This is a genomic window from Allobosea sp. NPDC055594 (genome assembly GCF_053618995.1).
Genome location: NZ_JBSHIO010000004.1, coordinates 80501 through 100530, shown reverse-complemented (window position 1 = coordinate 100530; position 20030 = coordinate 80501). Strand labels below are relative to the sequence as shown.

The window sequence follows — 20030 nt, the reverse complement described above, 5'->3', positions numbered from 1 at the left end:
CTCCCTGGAACAAAACCCTTCCGAGTCGGTTGACAGACCGAAGCCGCCGCGAGCGGCCCATGCGAATCGGGAGAGCTAAGATGACGACCGCCAGCCTTGCCCCTCTCAAGCGCGCTGCCACCTTCTTCGGCGCCATGGCGCTGGTCGTGACCGCGCTGACCACCGGCGCCGCGCTTCAGAACGGTGTCGGTGAGAGCTCGCAGGCGGTCGCCGAAGCCAAGATCCAGCGCGGCATCCCCTCGGACATCCAGCTCGCCGCCGTGAACCCGGCCGAGACGCGCCGCGACCTCGCCCATCGCGTGGTTCCGACCTCGCGGCAGGAAGCCCGTCTGCAGGGCGGCACCGTCCTGCGCTGAACTGGCCGCGGGAGCCGCAGCCTCGCTGCTGCGTATCTGCAGGGAGCCGAAGCATGAAGCCGCCGCAAGGCGGCTTTTTCCATGGCGTCATGCGGTTCGCTCCGGGTCCGCTATCCAGGCGGCCCGGAGAGTGCTGCCTCCGGGGGCATGTATCCGCGCATCCGCCAGGCCCTATCGTTTATGCGCACTCGGTTTCCTTCGGGCCACCGCGGCTGCTGCTGCGCCCGCCTGCTTTCTCCGATCTGCGCGTCATGGACACTGCGCGGCCACCGCGACCGCGCCAGTCGCCGGGCCTGTGCCGGCGGCGGAAGGGCGGGGCGCTGCGCGCCGTCAATGGCGGTGGCGGATGCGCCAGACGCCGAGGCTGGCGCCCCGCGCGGCACCGATTTCGGTCGCCTCGACCTGGGTCAGCAGTCCCGCGAAGAGCCGGGGCGGCGCGATTGGCGGTGTCTCCCGGTCGGCCGTGATCGCGACCTCGATCGTCTCCGCGTCGTGATCTGTCACCATGATGGCGATGCCGATCCCCGGCACCGCACGCAGGGTCCGCGAGACGACGTCGACGATCAGGAAGCCGAGCGGAATAATGCGGTCGATCGGCAGCGCGGCCTCGGTCTCGACCTTGCCGACAACCGATTGCGAGCGGGAGCGCACAAGGCTCGTGATCATGGCGACGACATCGTCCAGGAACAGGTCGATGCGCACCGGTTGCATCTCGCCATCGGCGAGCGTGAAGCGGTAGGCGGCGGAGAGCACATGGACCCGGCATTCGGCGTCGGAGAGCGCGATCCTGGCCTCGCCCTGATGGTCGCGCTTGGTCAGGCCGATATAGCTCTGCACCACCTGCAGGCTGTTCTTGACGCGGTGATGCAGTTCGCGGACCAGGAAGCGGTTGTCGTCGAGCGCCGCCTGCAGCTTGCGCTGCCGGACCTCCTGCTCGTCGACCATGGTGTTGAAGGCCTCGGCGACGCTGCGAATGTCGCCGGGCATCTCGTTCGATATCGCGGCGCGGGCACTGGCATCCGCGCGCCGCGCCCGTGCCGCCGTCTCGATGCCGCGCAGCCAGCGCACGCAATGCTGGTCGACGGCCTTGAGATACACGATGCAGAGCAGGCCGAGCGTCAGCAGCGGGGCCAGCAGGAGCGCGTAGAACTGCGTCGCCGCAGCTTTTTCCGCCCTCTGGTCGAAGCTGGCGATGACATAGAGGTCCGGCGCCGCCACCATCCTGGCGGCATAGGAGCGCGCCTCGCCGGCCCGACTTGTCCCGCGCCAGCGTTGAATCTGGTCGGGGACGATCTCGTCCTCCGGCAGCCAGCTGTCGTCGCCATCGCTGCCGCCACGCTGGATCACCACGCCGCTGCCGCGGCTGATCATGCCGACGATCAGTCCCGCATCGGCGGTGCCGAGCTCGAAGGCGCTGTTGAGCAATTCCGTGCTGGTCAGCAGCAGCGCGGCCTCTTCCGGGCCGCTTCCGGGGGGGCGGCGGGTGTGAATGGCGAGATAGGCCTGGCCGTGCAGCTCGACCCGGCCATAGCGCGCTTCGGACAGCTCGACACCGCCCCAGATCGGCACCCGTGGCTTGCGCAGCATATCGGCCGAAACCCGGGCGAGGTCGTCCGCGCTGATCTGTGGCGTGATCGACACCGAGCAGGGACCCCGTCCAGGGATCGTGAAATGCAGGGCCAGATAGCCGGCTGAGCTGCGCAGCACGCCGTCCAGCGTCCGGCAGTCGAAAGCCGGTTCGGGCGGAAGCGCGGCGACGGTCGCGCTCGTCGAGAGCAGCGCGCGCAGGGCGCCCCGAAACCAGATGCGCGCCCGCACGGCGTAGTCGTCCGCTGCGCGCGCCTGCGAAATCTGGATCGCGTCCAGCACGGTTCGGTAGGTCGAGACGGCCGCCGCCGCCGTCAAAGCGGCGATGGGCAGGGCGATCGCGACCATCAGCGCCAGAAGGCGGCCCCGGACAGTCCTGAACAGGGAGAGAGCCATTTCACCCGTTGACGATTTCCGGGCCGGCCCGCTGCACCGCAGCGGTGATCCTGTGATCCGGGCCGAGATCGTCGACGCCGCCGATCGAGAGGAGCTCCGCCAGCCTCGATCGGGCGCGATTGACCCGGCTCTTGATCGTACCGATCGCGACGCCGCAGATCTCCGCGGTCTCCTCATAGGACAGGCCGGTGGCTCCGACCATGATCAGAACCTCGCGCTGCTCCTCCGGCAGCTTGGCCAGAGCCTTGCGGAAGTCGGCGAGGTCGAGATGGCTTTCCTGGTTGCCATGGGTCGCCAGCCGGTCGGCATAGGTGCCGTCACTGTCCTGCACCTCGCGGCCGCGCTTGCGGTAGAGCGAGTAATAGGTGTTGCGCAGGATGGTGAAGAGCCAGGCCCTGAGGCTGGTGCCCGGCTGGAACTTCTCGGCATTGCCCCAGGCCTTGAGCAGGGTGTCCTGGACCAGGTCGTCGGCGAGCTGCATCGAGCCGGAGAGCGACGCCGCGAAAGCGCGCAGATTCGGAATTTCGGCGATCAGGCCGTCCTTGAAATCATCGGCGCTCATCGGACTCGCCCTCGGTCGGCAGGCGGCGTTCCGTGGCTTCGAGCTGGGCCAGCAGCACGAGAAACTTGTCGGGGATCGGCGCGTTGATCAGGTCGTCGTAATGGGCCTTGAGCGAGCGGCCGATCGATTCCTGCACCTTCGGATCGAGCACGGTCTCGAATTCGGCGTCGGCCTCGTCTCTCTCCGGCAGATCGGAGTTCATGGTATGCATCGTTTTTCTACTCCTATGGCGCGCTGCCGGCTGCGCCCACACGCTCCGCGCGTGAAATTTCGGTTCACGCACGGCAGCCCCCGATAAGACACTTATTCGGCCCAATAACGAACCGGAATTGAAAAGGTTCCAATTCTTGAGAAAAATAATTTGCTTGTCAGAACAGTAGCTTGGGTGCTCTCTTCCGGCAAATTTTCACGGGGGTCGAACTATGTCCATCGCCAAGGAAATCGCACCGCACCTGCCCTATCTGCGCCGGTTCGCACGCGCTCTGAGCGGATCGCAGGCGAGCGGTGACGCCTATGTGGTGGCGACGCTGGAGGCGCTCGTCGCCGATCCCGCCTCGTTCCCGCGCGACGTCCCGCCCAAGCCCGGGCTGTACCGCGTCTTCCTGCAGCTCTGGTCCTCGGTCGGGCTCAACGAGATGGCACCATCTGCGGATGTCGAGCGCTCTGCCGTCGAGCGCAATCTCGATGCGCTGACGCCGCGGCCGCGCCAGGCCTTCCTGCTGCGCACCGTCGAGGGCTTCTCGATCGAGGAGGTCGGCGAGATCATGATGATATCGAGCGCCGAAGCGGCCGGCCTCGTCCAGTCGGCCGGTCAGGAAATCGCCGAGCAGGTCGCCACCGATGTCCTGATCATCGAGGACGAGCCGATCATCGCCCTCGACATCGAGACGATGGTCGAGGAGCTCGGTCATCGCGTCACCGGCGTCGCCCGCACGCATCGCGAAGCGATCGCCCTCGTCGCCAAGAAGCGCCCCGGCCTGGTGCTCGCCGATATCCAGCTCGCCGATGGCAGCTCGGGCCTTGACGCGGTCAACGAGATCCTCGGCTCTATCGATGTGCCGGTGATCTTCATTACCGCCTATCCCGAACGCCTGCTCACCGGCGATCGGCCCGAGCCCGCCTTCCTGATCACCAAGCCGTTCCAGCCCGAGGCGGTGAAGGCGGCGATCAGCCAGGCACTGTTCTTCGATCGCCGCGCCGGCCGCAAGGCGGCTTGAAGCGGCCCGTCGACGGGGCCGGGAACCAGCCGGCTCCGCTTCGCGTTATCCAGGTCCGGACGACGCGAAGGAGAACCGGCATGGCCATGGCCCTGCTCGCAGCGCTGATCACCCTGGTTTCGCTGGCATCGCTGTTCTACGCGGTGCTCGGCGCGTGAAGGGTCTGCCCGTGCGGCAGGCCCGTGCCGCTCTGGCGCTGGCCGCCGCAGCGACCTTGCTTTTCCCTGGCGTCACGACTGCCGCCCCGCGTGAGGGACCGTCCGGGCGTTCGGTGCCGGCTCGCCTGCCGCCGCCGCGCCCGGCAGAGCTGAACGCGCCTCCCGCGCCTGCGGCTGCCCCATCCGTTCCGCTGCAGCCGCGCGCTGCTCCCACCGGTGTTCCACCGTCTTCGGATCCTGAAGCCGGAGCGTGCCTCGCCGAGCTGACACGCATCGCCGGGAGCCGGATTCGCGCTGCGCCGCCCGCAGCGGCGCTGGCCGCCGAAGGCTGCCAGGTCATCGAGCCGGTGATCGTCGAGGCGGTCGCGGTCCGGCGGCCGGAGGGGCCGGGGGCGCTTGTCCTCACCCCGCCACCGACGCTGAGCTGCGAGATGGCGCGCGCGCTCTCGGTCTGGTTCGACACGGCGCTGGTGCCGCTGGCGCGTGGAGCATTCGGCAAGGAGCTGACGCAGTTGCGCGTCGGTGGCGGACATGAATGCCGTCGCCGCAACCGGCAGACTCAGACGCCGATGAGCGAGCACGCCACCGGCCGTGCGCTCGATATCTTCGCCTTCCAGCTCGGCGAGGAGCGGCAGGGCGGGCCGGTGGTGTCAGTTGAGAAGCCGGATGGGCTGGTTCAGAGCCGCTTCGTCGATGCGGCCAGGCAATCCGCCTGTGGCGCCTTCATGACCGTGCTGGGGCCGGGGGCCGACGCGGCTCATGCCAATCACCTGCATGTCGACATCCAGCAGCGCCGTGCGAAATCCTCGCGCTTCTGTCAGTAGGCCCCGCCAATGACGCGATCGTGATGCCCGGCGACATCCCCCTGGACATCGCTCTGCCCGCCCAGAGCCGGTCGCGACTGCCCGGCGCTCAGTGCCTCCCGGCGGCGCCCGAGCTCGGCGAGCGCGCTTTCCAGCGCATAACCGGCGCTCAGAAGTTGTTCGAGCTCCCAGAATGGCGGAAGATCGCGCTGGAGGCGCGGCACGGGAAAGATCGGAGCCCGATCCGTATTGTCAGGGTTTGGCATTTGCGCTTCCACTGCTCAGTTCCCATAACGCGAGCACCGGATTGAGGTTCCGGTTTATTCGGGAACTGTGGAGCGATTGGGGCGTTCAGGCGACGTTTCGAAGCATGGGAGAGCGCGAATGGGACAATTGATCGGCGCCATCGCGGCGCTGGCCGCCGCCGCGGGACTGTCGTTCGCCGCGACCCCGGCAGCGGCGCAGAGCCGTGCCCCGGCGGGCCGGCTGACCTGTACGATCGGCACCGGCCTTGCGCAGGCGGTGGCGACGCAGCGTCCGCTCGACTGCCGTTTCCGCCCGCGTCGCGGGCCGTTGCAGACTTATGCCGGCGTCATCCGCGGCTTCGCGCTCGACCCCAAATCAGTCGGTCGCAGCCTGATCGCCTGGCGCGTCTACGGCCCCTATGCCAGGGCTCCGCTCGGTGCCCTCAACGGCCGCTATGCCCGGCCGGCCAATAGCGGCCCCTCCCTGGTCGGCAGCATCGACAATGATGTGCGGCTGGAGCCGCGGGCGCTGTCGATGCAGCGCGGCGCCAATGTCGCGCTCGGCGTGACCGAGTTCGAGCTCACCCTGACCAAGACTCCGCGCCGCCGCTGAACACTGCGCGGTGCTTACCTTTTGCTAACTTTGCGCGGGCAATTTGAGTCTAATTCTGCGCGTTTCTGTACGGAAAGCCGCCCAGATCGGAACAAGAGGGTTCGAGGGGGCGTTCTTTCAGCTCATAGGCAGAAACTGCGTGGAGCAGCGGCGTGAAGTTGGAAGGTACCCTGGAGATCATGTCTGATATCCGGATCCTCATCGTCGAGGACGATCCTTTCATTGCGATGGATCTGGAAAGCGCCGTCAGCGAGCAGCTGGGCGATCGCGCCGAGCTCATCGTCGTCGAATCGCTCTCGCAGGCGCGGGCCGCCACGGACAAGCCGGTCTCCTGCGCGCTGCTCGATATCGATGTGGTCGGCGGCAAGACCTTCGGCATTGCGGCCAGCCTGCGCGCCAAGGGCACGCCGCTCGCCTTCGTCTCGGGTTCGGCGCCGAGCGAGGTCCCGGCCGAGCTGCGCGATGTCCGCTTCGTGCGCAAGCCCTTCTCGACCGGAGAGATCGTCCGCTTCGTCTGCAATGCCGTGAAGGTGGTCTGAGGCGGCGGCGCGGCTGCCGCGCGCCGCGCTCTATGGCTTCGGCGTCTCTTCGGCGAGTTCGTTCCGCTTCGGGAATGTCAGCGCGATGCGCGTCCCGGGGCGCGCCGCCCCGGCATTCAGCGGCCCGGTTTCCATGGTCGCGCGCATGCTGCGCAGCAGGCTCTTGAGCACAGACTTGCCGAGGCCGGCGGTGGCTTCCTCCTCCGGCATGCCGATGCCGTCATCCTCGACCGCCAGAACGAGATCCCCGGGTTTCTCGGAGGCATCGGCGAGGCGGATGACGATCTTGCCGGCCAGTCCGTTCGGGAAGGCGTGCTTGATCGCGTTGGTGACGAGCTCGTTGATGATGACGACGAAGGAGACGGCGTCGCGCCCGGGCAGTCGGATCGGCTCCATCGCCAGTTCGATGGTGATCGGTCGGCCCTCGGCCTGCTTGCCGATTTCCGCCAGCAGATCCTCCATATAGGGGCGGGCGTCGATCTCGTCGGCTTCGATGTCGAGGCGCAGGCGGCGCTGGCCCGCGGCGATCGCCTGGATGCGCGACTGCGCCTGGGCAAGAGCCTGCTTCACCACCGGCTCGCGCGCCTGCCGGCTCTGCACGCTCAGTAGCGCCGAGACCATGGCGAGATTGTTGCCGACCCGGTGATTGACGTCGCGCAGCAGGGCCTCGATCCGCAGGCGTTCGTTCTCGAGCTGCTGGGTGCGCTCGGCGACGCGCTGCTCGAGTTCGAGATTCGAGCTGGAGAGGAAGATGTTGCGCCGTCCGCGGCTGCGGAACTGCAGCCAGGCGACGAAGCTCAGTCCGGCGAGGGCGATGAGGATGCCGATGCTGGCGAAGATCCGTCGGCGCGTCTCGCGCCTGCTGCGCTCGCGGAGCAGGCGGTTCTCCTCGGCCTGGATCGCGCCCGCCATGTCGCGCAGTTCCTGCATCAAGCGGTTGCCGTCCCCCTGACGCAGTGCCGCCACGGCCTCTTCGCGCTTGCCGGCGCGCATCAGCGCGATGGTCGCGTTCATCTCGACCAGCTTGTGCCGGGCGAGCTCGCGTACCTGTCGGATGCGCTCGACCTGGGATGGATTATCGGTGACCAGCCCCTCGAGCACGTCGAGTTCGGGCAGAATCTTGAAGCGCGATTCATTGTAGGGCGCGAGATAGGCCTCGTCGCCGGTCAGCAGGAAGCCGCGCTGCCCGGTCTCGGCATCGAGCAGGTTGCTGAGGAAGCCCTCGCTGCGCTCACGCACATCGATCGCCTTCGACACCAGCCGGGAGGCCTCGTTGGCCTGGAAGTTGATCCAGGCGGCGATCACGACGGCGATCGCCACGACGCCGATCGCGATCGCTGTCGACGAGGACGTCCGCAGCCTTGCCACGAAAGCAGGCCAATCCGGCGTCAGCCAGCGTGGACGAGGAGGCACCTGGGCGTTCATCTAGCCTTGAATAGCTGCAAGCCTGTCATAGCCCTATGTAAAAAGACAGGTCGCGTCCATGCGCCTGCCGCTGCCGATCGGAGGGGCGGCACGCGGCGTGGACGCAGGAACCTGCATCGCTAGGGCTATTTTTCGGCCTCGTCACCGCCATCACGGCCCTTGGCCAGTTGCCGGCCGAGCACGAGGCCGAGCAGGATGACGCCGCCGACGAGCCCGGCCTTCCAGCCGATCTTGCCCTTGCCGACCAGCGTTGCCGCGACGGGCGCTGCGGCCAGCGCCGCCTCCAGCCGTCGGCTCGGCGGGCGGCGGCTCTTGACATAGGCTGCGATGGCGACTGCGACCACGGCGGCAAGCAGCAGGCCGCCGGCGATCCAGAGGCTCGCCGCGACGCTGCCATAGAGCTCGCTGAGAACCGTGTGCAGTGCATTCAGCCCATAGCCGGCGGCGCAGATGACGAGCACTGCGGCGACGAGATAAAGGCCGAAGACCGCCGCGTTCCGGCGCACGGTCGTGGCGAGCTCACGGGCGAGCAGAGCCGGAATTCCCCCCAGCATGGCCTCAGCGTGCCGACAGGAAGCCGACGAAGAGGCCGACCGCGGCGGCGAGGCCGAGCGCGCGCAATGGCCGCTCCTGGATCTCACGGATGATGAGATCCTGCAGGTCGCCCGCCTGCTCCCGCGCGACATCGGCCATCTTGTCGGTGTCGACGCCGACGGATTTGAGCTTGCTGCTGACGGTCGCCGCCAGATCCTCGGCGCCGCGCGCCAGGCTTTGCTCGATCTCGTCGGCCTCGTCGCGCAGACGGCGGCCGCTCGCCTTGGCTCGACCGGCGACCTCGTCGGCCGCCTCGGCGACGTCCTCCTTGGCGCGCCGCACCGAGGCGGCGGCCTGGCGCTTGGCGGAAGTGGTGGTGGCGGCCATCAAATAGCTCCTTCGCTGCGGGGTACTGCCGTGCCTGTGGCACAACTCCGACGTTCAACGCGCCAGCGCGGCCTCGGTTCCTGTGGCGTGAACCTTGGCGTCCTCGGCGGGGGCGCCGGCGTGCCCTCGCGATCGGCCTTACGGTAGCGCACGAATGCATCGCGCGCCACGAGCCCGGCGTTGCTCCATGGCGGGCATCCCCGTCGGGTCCGTGCCCTTGTAAGGCTATGCCGGGACGTCCCGGCCGAGCTTGACGCCCAGCAGGCGTTCGACCGCGCCGAGACCGATCTCGATCTGGAGAGCCTCGTCGATCTCCTCGGCGCTCAGGCAGCCTTCCAGCCAAAGCCCGTCCATGATGGCGTTCAGGGCGATGCTCAGATGGTGAAGCTCATCCGCGGAAATGCGAACCCGGTTCTCCTCGACTACGCCTTGAATGAGGCTGCGGCATGCGGCGCGATAGGCGACATATTGCGTCCGATGGATCTCCCGGAAGCGGTCGTTGATGTGCACCTGGCTGATGAAGGTCGCCCAGAGCGAGAGGATGCGGGGCTCCGCGACCGGACCGCTGATGCTGGCGATGATGAAGCGCTGCAGCTTCTCGCTGGGCGAGCCGTCGCCGGCTGCGATCGCGAGCGGCGGGCCGGTGATGATCGCGATGGTCCGGCTATAGGCTTCCGCGATCAGGTTCTCCTTCGAGGCGAAGTGATGCCGGATGAGGCCGTTGCTGACGCCGGCTTTGGTCGCGACCGCGCGCACGCTCGTTCCCTGGATGCCGAGCTCGGCGATGCAGTCCATCGTGGCTTCGATCAGGTCGGTGCGCCTGTCGAAATCGGGGGCTCGCCTGAAGGAAGTCGTCACGTCGCCTGGTCCGAACTGTAGCAATGTCAGACTATGCATTTGCATAGTGACTATACGATCGCATAGTGACAGCCGACCGACCACCCGGCTATCGCCTCTGCCATCCCCATCACATCGGCGAAACTACATGCGCGACCCCCGTTACGACATTCTTTTCGAGCCGGTCACGATCGGCCCTGTCACGACCTGCAATCGCTTCTATCAGGTCCCGCACTGCTCCGGCATGGGGCACCGCTACGCCCGCTCGGATGCGCACATGCGCGCCATGAAGGCCGAGGGCGGCTGGGGCGTGGTCTCGACGCAGGAGACCGAGATCCACCCTTCCTCCGACCTGACGCCGTCCAATCAGGGCCGGATCTGGGACGGCGCCGATGTCGGCGTCTTCAGGGAGATGACGGACCTCATCCATGAGCGCGGCAGCCTGGCGGCGGTACAGCTCGCACATAACGGCCTGCATACTGCCAATCGGCTCTCGCGCATCGCCCCCTACGCCCCCTCCGATGCCGTCGTCGACATCGATGATCCCGTCCAGGCGCGCGGCATGGACAAGGCGGATATCCGCGAGTTCAGGCGCTGGCACCGCGATGCCGCGATCCGGGCCCGCGAGGCGGGTTTCGACATCGTCTACGTCTATGCCGGCCACGACATGACGCTGCTGATGCATTTCCTCCTGTCGCGTCACAACCATCGCACCGACGAATACGGCGGATCGCTGGAGAACCGTCTGCGGCTGTTTCGCGAGGTGCTGGCCGATACCCGTGATGCGATCGGCGATCGCTGCGCACTGGCGATCCGTTTTGCCGTCGACGAGCTGATGGGCTCGGCCGGCATCGAGCGCGACGGCGAAGGGCGGGACATCGTCGCGGCGCTCGCCGAGGAGCCGGACCTCTGGGACGTGAACCTGTCCGACTGGTCCAATGACAGCCAGTCCGCCCGCTTCTCGCAGGAGGGCTATCAGGAGGACTACACCCGCTTCGTCAAGCAGGTCACGACCAAGCCGGTCGTCGGGGTCGGCCGCTACACCTCGCCCGATACGATGGTCCGTGTGATCCGGCAGGGCCATCTCGACCTGATCGGCGCCGCCCGGCCTTCCATCGCCGACCCGTTCCTGCCCCGCAAGATCCAGGAGGGCCGGATCGACGACATCAGGGAATGCATCGGCTGCAATATCTGCGTCGCAGGCGACAACATCGTTGCGCCGATGCGCTGCACCCAGAACCCGACGATCGGCGAGGAATGGCGCAAGGGCTGGCATCCAGAGAAGGTTCCGGCACTGGCTTGTCCGGCGACGGCTCTGGTCGTCGGCGGCGGGCCGGCCGGGCTCGAGGCCGCACGCGCCTTGGCGCAGCGTGGTGCTTCGGTGATCATCGCCGATGCCGGAACCGAGTGGGGCGGTCGCGTATCGCGCGAGAGCCGGCTTCCCGGGCTTTCCAGCTGGGCCCGGGTGCGGGATTGGCGCCTTGGCCAGCTTCGGACTGCAGCCAATGTCGAGATGTATCTTTCGAGCCCGCTGACGGCGGACGACATCCTCGCTTATGGCATCGCGCATGTCGCGATCGCGGTGGGCGCCAGATGGCGCGAGGACGGTGCCGGTCGCTTCCACCGGGTGCCGCTGCCGTTCCTGAAGAACGGCAAGATCGTCGGGGTCGATTTGCTCCTGGATCAGGGAAGCGCCGCCGCCGGACCGGGGCCCGTGGTGATCTATGACGATGATCGCTACTATATGGGCAGCGCCCTGGCCGAGCAGCTGGCTGCGGCAGGGATCGACACGACCTATGTCGCGCCAACGCCGCTGGTCGCGGCCTGGACTGTGAACACGCTCGAACAGGCCCGGATTCATCGGCGCCTACTGGAGCTGGGCGTGAAGATCAGGCTGCTTTCCGCCCTCGCCGATCGCGCCGCCGAGACCGTGACGATACGCTGCGTCTATTCGGGCACCGCCGAGATCATCCCCTGCGAGGTGCTGGTGCCGGTCACCTCGCGCCTCCCCGAAAGCGATCTGTGGACGGCGTTGCAGGCCCGGCGTGAGGAATGGCCGGACAGCGGGCTGACCCGCGTCGAAAGGATCGGCGATTGCCTGGCACCCGGCACGATCGCCGCAGCCAATTACAGCGGCCACCAGTTCGCCAGGAGCCTGGGGGCGCTGGCGGAAACCGAGAGCGCCGACGCCTTCCGGTAGTCCCGTGGCGCCGCGCCTGTGACTTTACGCACTAGGCTCGAAACCCGATAGGGTTGGAAGCCTAGTGCGCCTCGTCCCAGTTCGTCGCCGCCCTGGCATCGACAACCAGCGGCACCTTGAGCTGCACCGCCGGATGCGGCGCCTCGACCATCACCTTGCGGATCACCGGCAGCGCCGCCTCGACCTGGGCCTCCGGCACCTCGAAGACCAGTTCGTCATGGACCTGAAGCAGCATGCGGGCATCGAGCTTGGCTTCGGCCAGTGCCCCGTCCATGCGCACCATCGCCCGGCGGATGATGTCGGCGGCCGAGCCCTGGATCGGCGCATTGATCGCTTGGCGCTCGACGAAGGCGCGCTCCGACGGATTCTTCGAGGCGACCGCCGGGAAATGACAGACGCGTCCGAAGATCGTGGTCACCTGTCCACTCGCCCGGACCGTGGTCTTGGCCTGGTCCATATAGTCGCGGATGCCGGGGAAGCGCTCGAAATACTTGCGGATATAGGCGCTGGCCTCCTCGCGGGAGATGCCGAGCTGGTTGGCGAGGCCGAAGGCCGAGATGCCGTAGATGATGCCGAAATTGATTGCCTTGGCGCGGCGCCGGACCTCGCTCGGCATGCCCTCGACCGGCACGCCGAACATCTCCGACGCCGTCATCGCATGGATGTCGACGCCGTCGGCGAAGGCCTGCCTGAGCTGCGGGATGTCGGCGATATGGGCGAGGATGCGCAGCTCGATCTGGCTGTAGTCGGCCGAGATCAGCTTGTTGCCCTTCTCGGCGACGAAGGCGGTCCTGATCTTGCGGCCGGCCTCGGTGCGGATCGGGATGTTCTGCAGGTTCGGCTCGGAGGAGGAGAGCCGGCCGGTGGTGGTCGCAGCCAAGGCGTAGGACGTATGGACCCGGTGGGTTTGCGGATTCACATAGGTCGGCAGAGAGTCGGTATAGGTCGATTTCAGCTTGGCGAGCTGGCGCCAGTCGAGGATGCGGGCCGGCAGTTCATGGCCCTGCTCGGCGAGGTCTTCGAGCACGCCGGCGCCGGTCGCCCATTGCCCGGTCGCGGTCTTCTGGGCGCCGGGCAGCCCCATCTTGCCGAACAGAATGTCGCCGAGCTGCTTGGGGCTGCCGATGGTGAATTTCTCGCCGGCGAGCGTGTGGATCTCGTCCTCGAGCCGCGCCAAAGATTGCGCAAACTCGCCCGATAGCCGCGACAGGATCTGCCGGTCGATGGCAATGCCGCGTTGCTCCATCTGGGCCAGGACGTGGACAAGCGGCCGTTCCAGAACCTCGTAGACGGACGTCCTGCCCTCGGCGGCGAGGCGCGGCTTCAGCGTGCGCCAGAGCCGCAGCGTGATGTCGGCGTCCTCGGCGGCATAGGCCGTCGCCTTCTCGATATCGACCTTGTCGAAGGTGATTTGCGCCTTGCCGGTGCCGGCGACCTCCGCATAGGGGATGGTCTTGTGGCCGAGATGCAGCTCGGAAAGCCGGTCCATGCCGTGATTGTTGCGGCCGGCATCGAGCGCATAGGAGATCAGCATCGTGTCCTCGATCGGCGCGACGGCGAGGCCGTGGCGGGCGAGCACGAGCAGATCGTATTTCAGGTTCTGGCCGATCTTCAGCACGCCGGGATCGGCGAGCAGCGGCCTCAGCGCCTCGATCGCCTCGGCGAGCGGGATCTGACCTTCGACCATGCCGCCGCCGAACAGATCGGCGCCGCCGCGATGCTGCAGCGGCACATAGCAGGCCTTGCCCGGCGCGACGGCCAGCGAGAAGCCGACGAGATCGGCCTGCATGGCATCGAGTGAATTGGTCTCGGTGTCGAGCGCGACCAGCCCGGCCTCATAGGCGAGGCCGATCCAGCGCGTCAGATCGGCAAGGGTGCGCACGCATTCATAGGCCGCATGGTCGACCTTGAGCTGGATCGCCTCGTCCTTGCGTGCAGCGGCGAGATCGGCGGGCTTCATCCAGCCATCGCCGCCAGGCTGCGCGCTCGCCGCCGCGGCTGCTGCCGGAGCGGATGCTGCGGCGGAGGTGCCGGCTGGCGGAGGCGCGCTCGCATCGGCCCCGGCATAGCGCGCCAGCAGCTCAGCGGCGCGCGAGCCGCCGGGCGCGAGCTCGGGGTCGGCCTCGACGGCGCCGACATCGGCCTCATAGGCCTCGGCGACGCGCTTGGTGATGGTGGTGAACTCCATCGCCTTGAGGAAGGCGATGAGCTTGGCGGGTTCGGGCTGGGCGAGCGTCAGGTCGCAAAGCGGCGTCTCGACCGCGACATCGTCGACGAGCGTGACCAGCTTGTGGGAGACGCGGACCTTCTCGACGATCTCGGGATTGGTCAGGGTCTCGCGTCGCTTGGGCTGCTTGATCTCGCCGGCCCGGGCCAGCAGGGTTTCGAGATCGCCATATTCGCCGATCAGCTGTGCGGCGGTCTTGATGCCGATCCCGGGCGCACCCGGGACATTGTCGGTGGCGTCGCCGGCGAGCGCCTGGACATCGGTGACCTTGTCCGGCGTGACGCCGAAATATTCGACCACCTCGGGCTCGCCGATCCGCCGCTCGGCGCGGAAGCCCGCGCCCTTCTTGGCGTCGCCGGAGGCCGGATCGTACATGGCGACCCCCGGCCGCACGAGCTGCATCAGGTCCTTGTCGGCCGAGACGATCAGCACATCGGCGCCGGCCTCGCGCGCCTGCTTCGCATAGGTCGCGATCAGGTCGTCGGCCTCGTAGACATCCTGCTCGACCGGGATCAGCCCGAAGGCCCGCACCGCCTCGCGCATCAGCGGGAATTGCGGGATCAGATCCGGCGGCGGGTCGGAGCGGTTGCCCTTATAGGCCGGGTAGATCTGCTTGCGGAACGAGTTCTCGCTCTTGTCGAAGACGATGGCGAGATGGGTCGGCCTGACGCCGAGCACGCCCTCGCGCACGAACTGGAAAAGCTTCGTCGCGAACAGCCTGACCGCGCCGGAGGGCAGCCCGTCCGAGCGGGCATTGTATTTCCGGTCCTGATTGATCGACTGGAAATAGGCGCGGAAGATGAAGTTCGAGCCGTCGACCAGGAAGAGGTGGTCGCCGGGCTTCAGCGAGGGGGCTGGGTTCGTCATGCGCGGGACCATAGGGCGATGGGCCGGGATGGTCTATTGTGCAAGCAGGCTCGCGCGCAAGAAGCTGTCAGGAGGAAACCGATGAACGCCTACGCCACCATGCCACTCGCTTTCGAGGGCTGTCCCGAGGACGAGATGCAGGTGCGCGCCGACGCCTTCCTGGCGACGATGCGCAAGCGCCGCACGGTGCGCGACTATTCCGACCGTCCGGTGCCGCGCGCGGTGATCGAGGCGGCGATCGCGACCGCCGGCACGGCGCCTTCCGGTGCCAACCAGCAGCCCTGGAGCTTCGTCTGCATCTCCGACCCTGAGATCAAGAAGAAGATCCGCGAGGGTGCCGAGGAGGAGGAGCGCGCCTTCTATGCCGGCCGGGCCGGAGAGGAATGGCTCGATGCGCTGAGCCATCTCGGCACCGACGAGCACAAGCCCTTCCTCGAGACCGCGCCCTGGCTGATCGCGATTTTCGCCCAGCGCTGGGGCTATGACGCGCAAGGCCGCAAGGTGAAGCATTATTACGTGCCGGAATCGGTCGGCATCGCTGCCGGCTTCCTGATCGCCTCGCTGCATCAGGCCGGGCTCGCGACGCTGACCCATACCCCGGCGCCGATGAACTTCCTCAACGAGCTCTGCGGCCGCCCCGACAATGAAAAGGCGGTGATCCTCCTCGTCGTCGGCTATCCCGCCGAGGGCTGCCTCGTCCCCGCCATCGGCAAGAAGCCGCTGGAGGAGATCGCCAGCTTCCTGTGAGGCCCTGACCAATTTCGTCATTCCGGCGCTCCGCTTCGCTGCGGCCGGAATGACGTCATGGGTCCACGTCAGCCGAGGTTGGTCGGGCTCAGGCTGGCGCCGCGCCCTGCGTGCCGAGATAGAGCGCGTAGAGCGACTGGCTCGCCGCCATGAACAGCCGGTTCCGCTTCGGCCCGCCGAAGCAGATATTGCCGCAGATCTCCGGCAGGCGGATGCGGCCGATCAGCTTGCCGCTGGGGTTGAAGCAGAGCACGCCGCTATAGCCGACGGCCCGCCCAGCATTGGACGAGGTCCAGAGATTGCCCTCGACATCGCAGCGCAGCCCGTCGGGCCCGCATTTCACGCCGTCGACCATGCAGTCCGAGAACAGCTTCTGGTTGGAGAGCTTGTTGTCGGGCCCGACATCGAAGACATGGATGTCGCCCTTGCCGCCCGGCCCGGTATCGCCCGGTCCCTTGCCGGTCGAGGCGATGTAGAGCTTCTTGTGGTCGGGCGAGAAGCAGAGCCCGTTCGGATCCGGCACCTGGCTTTCGTTGACCACGAGGTCGATGCGGCCGCCGGGGTCGATCCGGTAGCAGTTCGTCGGTAGTTCGCGCTTGAAGAAGCCGATCTCGGGCGGCTGGCCGAGGCGCGGATTGATCTTGCCATTGGCATTGCTCGGCCCGCCGGCGGCATCGGGCGCGCCCTCATAGAGCTGGCCGCCATAGGGCGGATCGGTGAACCAGTAGCTGCCATCGGGGTGGGCGACGATGTCGTTGGGCGAGTTCAGCCGCTTGCCGTCGAACTTGTCGGCGAGGATCGTCACCGAACCGTCGAGCTCGTAGCGCACGACGCGGCGGTTGAGGTGCTCGCAGGAGAGCTGCCGGCCCTGATAGTCGAAGCTGTTGCCGTTGCTGTTGCCGGAGGGCGTGCGGAAGACGCTGACCCGGCCATCATCATCGAGCCAGCGCAATTGCCGGTTGTTGGGGATGTCGCTCCAGACCAGATAACGCCCCTGCGCGTTCCAGGCCGGGCCTTCGCTCCAGAGCGCGCCGGTCCAGAGCCGCTGGATCGGGGCATTGGGCTGGGCGAGGCCGTTGAAGGCGGGGTCGACGGCGATGATGTCGGGGTCCCAGAAATAGGTCGTGGGAGCGCCGTTGCGGCTGAAGTCGCGCGGCGGGGTGGTCACCGTGCTCGGCGGCGCCGCCGGCCCGGCAGGGGCCTGCGCGAGGGCTTGCCCCGCGCTCGCCGCCAGCGCGCCGGCCCCGGCGACCTGCAGGAGCCTGCGGCGCGAAAGCGTCGGGCGCGATCCCTCGTCCATAGACTGCTGATGCATCATGGCCTCCCTGGATTGGACTGTTCCGTCCTTGCGGGATGCATCGGGAGCGCCGATTGCGGCGGCGGCGTGACGCGAGATTGCCCCTGCGTCATGGCCGCTCCCGGCCGATCGGGGCTTCCCTTCCAGCTAAATCGGTTGAATGCTCAAGATTCCGCGCATCTGGCCGCTCAGGCGGCGAGATCGGCGACCAGCGCGTCGAGCAGCAGAGCCCCCTCCGGCGTCGCGGCGAGGCGCCCTCCGGGCTTGCGGGCAAGGAAGCCTTCGGCGATCAGGCTGCCGATCCGGTTCGAGTTGAGCTTCCGGCCCGACAGCGCCTCGAACACGGCAAGGTCGATGCCGTCGACCAATCGCAGGCCCATCAACAGGTATTCGTCGCCCTGCGCCTCGGCGGTGAGCTGCTCGTTCTCGATCAACGCGTCGCCATCCGCCTCGACCCGTTGCAGCCAGGTCTCCGGATGCTTCTCGGTCGATTGCGCCATCCGGCCGTCAGCCGTCACCAGCCGGCCATGGGCGCCTGGGCCGATGCCGGCATATTCGCCATAGCGCCAATAGACCAGATTGTGCCGGCATTCGGCGCCGGGGCGGGCATGGTTCGAGATCTCGTAGACCGGCAGGCCGTGCCTTGCCGTGATCTCCTGCGTGATCTCGTAGAGCTCGGCGCCCGCATCGGGATCGGGAAGGGCGAGCTTGCCGGCCCGGTAGAGCTGGTCGAAAGCCGTGCCGGCCTCGATCGTCAGCTGGTAGAGCGAGAGATGCTCGGCCGCATGGCTGATCGCGAGCTCGAGCTCGGCGCGCCAGAGCGCCGGCGTCTGGCCCGGCGAGCGCGCATAGATCAGGTCGAAGGAATAGCGCTCGAAATATTTCCGCGCGATCGCGACCGCATCCAGCGCTTCCTGCGCCGAGTGCATCCGGCCGAGCGATTTGAGGTCGGCATCGTTCAGCGCCTGCACACCGAGCGAGACGCGGTTGACTCCCGCCGCGCGGAAATCGCGGAAGCGGCCGGCCTCGACGCTGGTCGGATTGGCTTCGAGCGAGACCTCGCAATGGGGATCGACGGCCCAGTGCTCGCCGATCGCATCGAGGATGGCGCCGACGGTGGCGCCCTCCATCAGCGAGGGCGTGCCGCCGCCGAAGAAGATCGAGGAGACGGTGCGCCCGGGCGCGAGCGCCGCGCGATGGGCGATCTCGCGCCGGAAGGCCGCGATATAGCGGGCCTGGTCCGGCGGCTGGTGCCGGACATGGCTGTTGAAGTCGCAATAGGGGCATTTGGCCAGGCAGAACGGCCAATGCACATAGACGGCGAAGCCGGCATGCGCGGTCGGATGCGCCGGCACGGCTTGCCGCCCCGCCAAGGCGGCCTTGCCCGTCAAGCGGGCTTCCTCAGGCAGGCGGCGGCCAGAACATGGAAGGCGCGGGCGCGATGCGACAGGCCGGGCGAGCCATCGGCGGGAATGCCGTGCTTCTCTTCCGCCGTCATCTCGCCGAAGGTCTTGGCATGGCCGGCGGGCTGGAAGATCGGGTCGTAGCCGAAGCCGGAGGCGCCGCGCGGGGCGTCGACCACCGTGCCGAAGACCCGGCCCTCGAACAGCTCCTGATGCCCGTCCGGCCAGGCGATCACCAGCGCCGAGACGAAATGCGCCTTGCGCTGCTCCGGCGTCGTCGCGCCGCGCTTGGCGAGTTCGGCCTGGACGCGCGCCAGCGCCGGAGCGAAATCCTTGCCGGGCCCGGCCCAGTTGGCCGAGAACAGGCCGGGCGCGCCGTCGAGCGCGTCGATGCAGATGCCGGAATCATCGGCCAGCGCCGGCAGGCCGGAGGCGTTCGCCGCCGCCACCGCCTTGATCGCGGCGTTCTCCGCGAACATATGGCCGTCTTCTTCCGGCTCCGGCAGGCTGAGCTCGCCGGCCGAGACCAGCGCGACGCCATAGGGCGCCAGCAATTCGCGCATCTCGCGCAATTTGCCCTGGTTATGGGTCGCGATCACGACCTTGCCGGAGAGGGGGCGGTTGGTGGTCAAGGTCCCTGCCTTTCCTGGCTCGGAAACACGTCGTCATCCCGGGCTTGACCCGGGATCCATCGTAAAGCTCGGAAACCTAGGATGGATCCCGGAGCTTCGCTTCGCTGCGTCCGGGATGACGTCGTGGTTCCCGGGATAAATCAACTTGGCGTCAGGCTACCGCCGCCTTTTGCAGCGTGACGAGTTGGCCGACGCCGCCCTTGGCGAGGCGGAGCAGCGCCATCAGCTCGTCCTCGGAGAAGGGCGCGCCCTCGGCCGTGCCCTGGACCTCGACGAGGCCGCCCGCGCCGGTGATCACGAAATTCGCGTCGGTCTGGGCGCCGGAATCCTCGACATAATCGAGATCGATGACGGGATTGCCGGCGACGATGCCGCAGGACACCGCCGCGACATGGTCCTTCAGCGGGTTGGTGCCCTTGAGCATGCCCCGCCCTTCCATCCATTTCAGCGCGTCGTGCAGCGCGACCCAGGCGCCGGTGATCGAGGCGGTGCGGGTGCCGCCATCCGCCTGCAGCACGTCGCAGTCGACGACGATCTGGCGCTCGCCGATCGCGGTCAGGTCGACCACGGCGCGCAAGCTGCGCCCGACCAGACGCTGGATTTCCTGGGTCCGGCCCGACGGCTTGCCCGAGGTGACCTCGCGGCGGGTGCGCTCATGCGTGGCGCGCGGCAGCATCGAATATTCGGCGGTGACCCAGCCCTTGCCGGTGCCGCGCAGCCAGGGCGGCCCCTTTTCCTCGACGGTCGCGGCGCAGAGCACTCTGGTCTCGCCGAAGCTCACCATGCAGGAGCCCTCGGCATAGCGGACAACGCCACGTTCGAGCGTGACCTTGCGCATCTCGTCGGCGGCACGCTTGGAGGGTCTCATGATCATCGTCCTGCTTTTAGGGATCGGCGGCTTGTAGGCGTTTCAAGGGAGGGCGGCAAGGCGAGGGCTGTCATATGCCGCTTGATCCGCCGCGCCGGGAAAGGGACAATGGGCCATGTGCAACAGGCTC

At 67.6% G+C, this 20030-nt stretch carries 21 protein-coding genes; 8 read left to right on the top strand and 13 right to left on the bottom strand.

Annotation, left to right across the window (positions count from 1 at the left end; genetic code table 11):
• The first annotated feature begins 80 nt into the window (after positions 1–80).
• Positions 81–356: a hypothetical protein gene (locus ACWGRX_RS10030; protein ID WP_291635777.1), complete on the top strand. Its 276-nt coding sequence runs from the start codon at positions 81–83 to the stop codon at positions 354–356.
• Between the two features lie 330 nt (positions 357–686).
• Here ACWGRX_RS10030 and ACWGRX_RS10025 read toward each other — a convergent pair whose 3' ends face one another.
• From ACWGRX_RS10025 to ACWGRX_RS10015, 3 genes are read right to left on the bottom strand one after another with little or no spacing between them, the layout of a single operon-like run.
• Complete coding sequence (locus ACWGRX_RS10025) at positions 687–2339, bottom strand: histidine kinase dimerization/phosphoacceptor domain -containing protein (RefSeq protein ID WP_452117429.1); 1653 nt, start codon at positions 2337–2339, stop codon at positions 687–689.
• Between the two features lies 1 nt (position 2340).
• On the bottom strand, positions 2341–2901 hold the full coding sequence (locus ACWGRX_RS10020; RefSeq protein WP_291635773.1) for a sigma-70 family RNA polymerase sigma factor: 561 nt from the start codon (positions 2899–2901) through the stop codon (positions 2341–2343).
• The gene (locus tag ACWGRX_RS10015; protein WP_291635771.1) at positions 2888–3103 is read right to left on the bottom strand and encodes a NepR family anti-sigma factor; all 216 of its coding nucleotides are present in this window, start codon (positions 3101–3103) and stop codon (positions 2888–2890) included. Before ACWGRX_RS10015 ends, ACWGRX_RS10020 begins: the two co-directional genes overlap by 14 nt.
• Before the next feature lie 220 nt (positions 3104–3323).
• On the opposite strand from ACWGRX_RS10015, the gene ACWGRX_RS10010 reads away from it, so the two are divergent.
• Genes ACWGRX_RS10010 through ACWGRX_RS10000 form a run of 3 tightly spaced genes read left to right on the top strand, consistent with a single transcriptional unit; the run spans position 3324 to position 5100 of the window.
• On the top strand, positions 3324–4118 hold the full coding sequence (locus ACWGRX_RS10010) for a response regulator (protein WP_452117428.1): 795 nt from the start codon (positions 3324–3326) through the stop codon (positions 4116–4118).
• Entirely contained in the window at positions 4115–4276 is a 162-nt protein-coding gene (locus tag ACWGRX_RS10005; protein WP_452117427.1) for a hypothetical protein, read from the top strand. The genes ACWGRX_RS10010 and ACWGRX_RS10005 overlap by 4 nt, the downstream gene beginning before the upstream one ends.
• Positions 4273–5100, top strand: coding sequence for an extensin-like domain-containing protein (locus ACWGRX_RS10000; protein WP_452117426.1), 828 nt, complete (start codon positions 4273–4275; stop codon positions 5098–5100). Before ACWGRX_RS10005 ends, ACWGRX_RS10000 begins: the two co-directional genes overlap by 4 nt.
• On the opposite strand, the gene ACWGRX_RS09995 is transcribed toward ACWGRX_RS10000, so the two are convergent.
• The gene (locus ACWGRX_RS09995) at positions 5094–5345 is read right to left on the bottom strand and encodes a hypothetical protein (RefSeq protein WP_452117425.1); all 252 of its coding nucleotides are present in this window, start codon (positions 5343–5345) and stop codon (positions 5094–5096) included. The genes ACWGRX_RS10000 and ACWGRX_RS09995 overlap by 7 nt on opposite strands.
• A gap of 118 nt (positions 5346–5463) precedes the next feature.
• Here ACWGRX_RS09995 and ACWGRX_RS09990 point away from each other — a divergent pair, with 118 nt between their 5' ends.
• Both ACWGRX_RS09990 and ACWGRX_RS09985 read left to right on the top strand, forming a co-directional pair.
• The gene (locus tag ACWGRX_RS09990; RefSeq protein WP_452117424.1) at positions 5464–5937 is read left to right on the top strand and encodes a DUF992 domain-containing protein; all 474 of its coding nucleotides are present in this window, start codon (positions 5464–5466) and stop codon (positions 5935–5937) included.
• 152 nt (positions 5938–6089) lie between these two features.
• On the top strand, positions 6090–6476 hold the full coding sequence (locus ACWGRX_RS09985) for a response regulator (protein WP_452117423.1): 387 nt from the start codon (positions 6090–6092) through the stop codon (positions 6474–6476).
• 30 nt (positions 6477–6506) lie between these two features.
• Here the strand turns inward: ACWGRX_RS09985 and ACWGRX_RS09980 are convergent, their stop codons facing one another.
• The 4 genes from ACWGRX_RS09980 to ACWGRX_RS09965 form a co-directional block, all read right to left on the bottom strand.
• Positions 6507–7844, bottom strand: a complete 1338-nt coding sequence (locus tag ACWGRX_RS09980; protein ID WP_452117422.1) for a sensor histidine kinase — start codon at positions 7842–7844, stop codon at positions 6507–6509.
• A 182-nt stretch (positions 7845–8026) separates the two neighbouring features.
• Positions 8027–8455, bottom strand: a complete 429-nt coding sequence (locus ACWGRX_RS09975) for a hypothetical protein (protein ID WP_291635758.1) — start codon at positions 8453–8455, stop codon at positions 8027–8029.
• Positions 8456–8459: 4 nt separating this feature from the next.
• The gene (locus tag ACWGRX_RS09970; protein WP_291635756.1) at positions 8460–8822 is read right to left on the bottom strand and encodes a DUF883 C-terminal domain-containing protein; all 363 of its coding nucleotides are present in this window, start codon (positions 8820–8822) and stop codon (positions 8460–8462) included.
• Positions 8823–9047: 225 nt separating this feature from the next.
• The gene (locus tag ACWGRX_RS09965; protein ID WP_452117421.1) at positions 9048–9680 is read right to left on the bottom strand and encodes a TetR/AcrR family transcriptional regulator; all 633 of its coding nucleotides are present in this window, start codon (positions 9678–9680) and stop codon (positions 9048–9050) included.
• A 127-nt stretch (positions 9681–9807) separates the two neighbouring features.
• Here ACWGRX_RS09965 and ACWGRX_RS09960 point away from each other — a divergent pair, with 127 nt between their 5' ends.
• Positions 9808–11859 (top strand): oxidoreductase, encoded by a 2052-nt coding sequence (locus tag ACWGRX_RS09960; protein WP_452117420.1) that lies wholly within the window; start codon positions 9808–9810, stop codon positions 11857–11859.
• 61 nt (positions 11860–11920) lie between these two features.
• Here the strand turns inward: ACWGRX_RS09960 and polA are convergent, their stop codons facing one another.
• Positions 11921–14953 (bottom strand): DNA polymerase I, encoded by a 3033-nt coding sequence (gene polA / locus ACWGRX_RS09955; RefSeq protein ID WP_452117419.1) that lies wholly within the window; start codon positions 14951–14953, stop codon positions 11921–11923.
• An 81-nt stretch (positions 14954–15034) separates the two neighbouring features.
• On the opposite strand from polA, the gene ACWGRX_RS09950 reads away from it, so the two are divergent.
• Positions 15035–15700 (top strand): nitroreductase family protein, encoded by a 666-nt coding sequence (locus ACWGRX_RS09950; RefSeq protein WP_452117418.1) that lies wholly within the window; start codon positions 15035–15037, stop codon positions 15698–15700.
• Between the two features lie 88 nt (positions 15701–15788).
• Here ACWGRX_RS09950 and ACWGRX_RS09945 read toward each other — a convergent pair whose 3' ends face one another.
• From ACWGRX_RS09945 to rph, 4 genes are all read right to left on the bottom strand, one after another.
• A complete protein-coding gene (locus ACWGRX_RS09945) occupies positions 15789–17015 on the bottom strand; it encodes an SMP-30/gluconolactonase/LRE family protein (RefSeq protein ID WP_452117417.1) in 1227 nt (408 codons plus the stop codon).
• 170 nt (positions 17016–17185) lie between these two features.
• Positions 17186–18388 carry a radical SAM family heme chaperone HemW gene (gene hemW / locus ACWGRX_RS09940; RefSeq protein ID WP_452117416.1) on the bottom strand — a complete coding sequence of 401 codons (1203 nt, stop codon included), beginning with the start codon at positions 18386–18388 and terminating at the stop codon, positions 17186–17188.
• The gene (gene rdgB, locus ACWGRX_RS09935) at positions 18385–19032 is read right to left on the bottom strand and encodes an RdgB/HAM1 family non-canonical purine NTP pyrophosphatase (RefSeq protein ID WP_291635743.1); all 648 of its coding nucleotides are present in this window, start codon (positions 19030–19032) and stop codon (positions 18385–18387) included. The genes hemW and rdgB overlap by 4 nt, the downstream gene beginning before the upstream one ends.
• 151 nt (positions 19033–19183) lie before the next feature.
• Entirely contained in the window at positions 19184–19900 is a 717-nt protein-coding gene (gene rph, locus ACWGRX_RS09930) for a ribonuclease PH (RefSeq protein ID WP_291635741.1), read from the bottom strand.
• Positions 19901–20030: the final 130 nt, after the last annotated feature.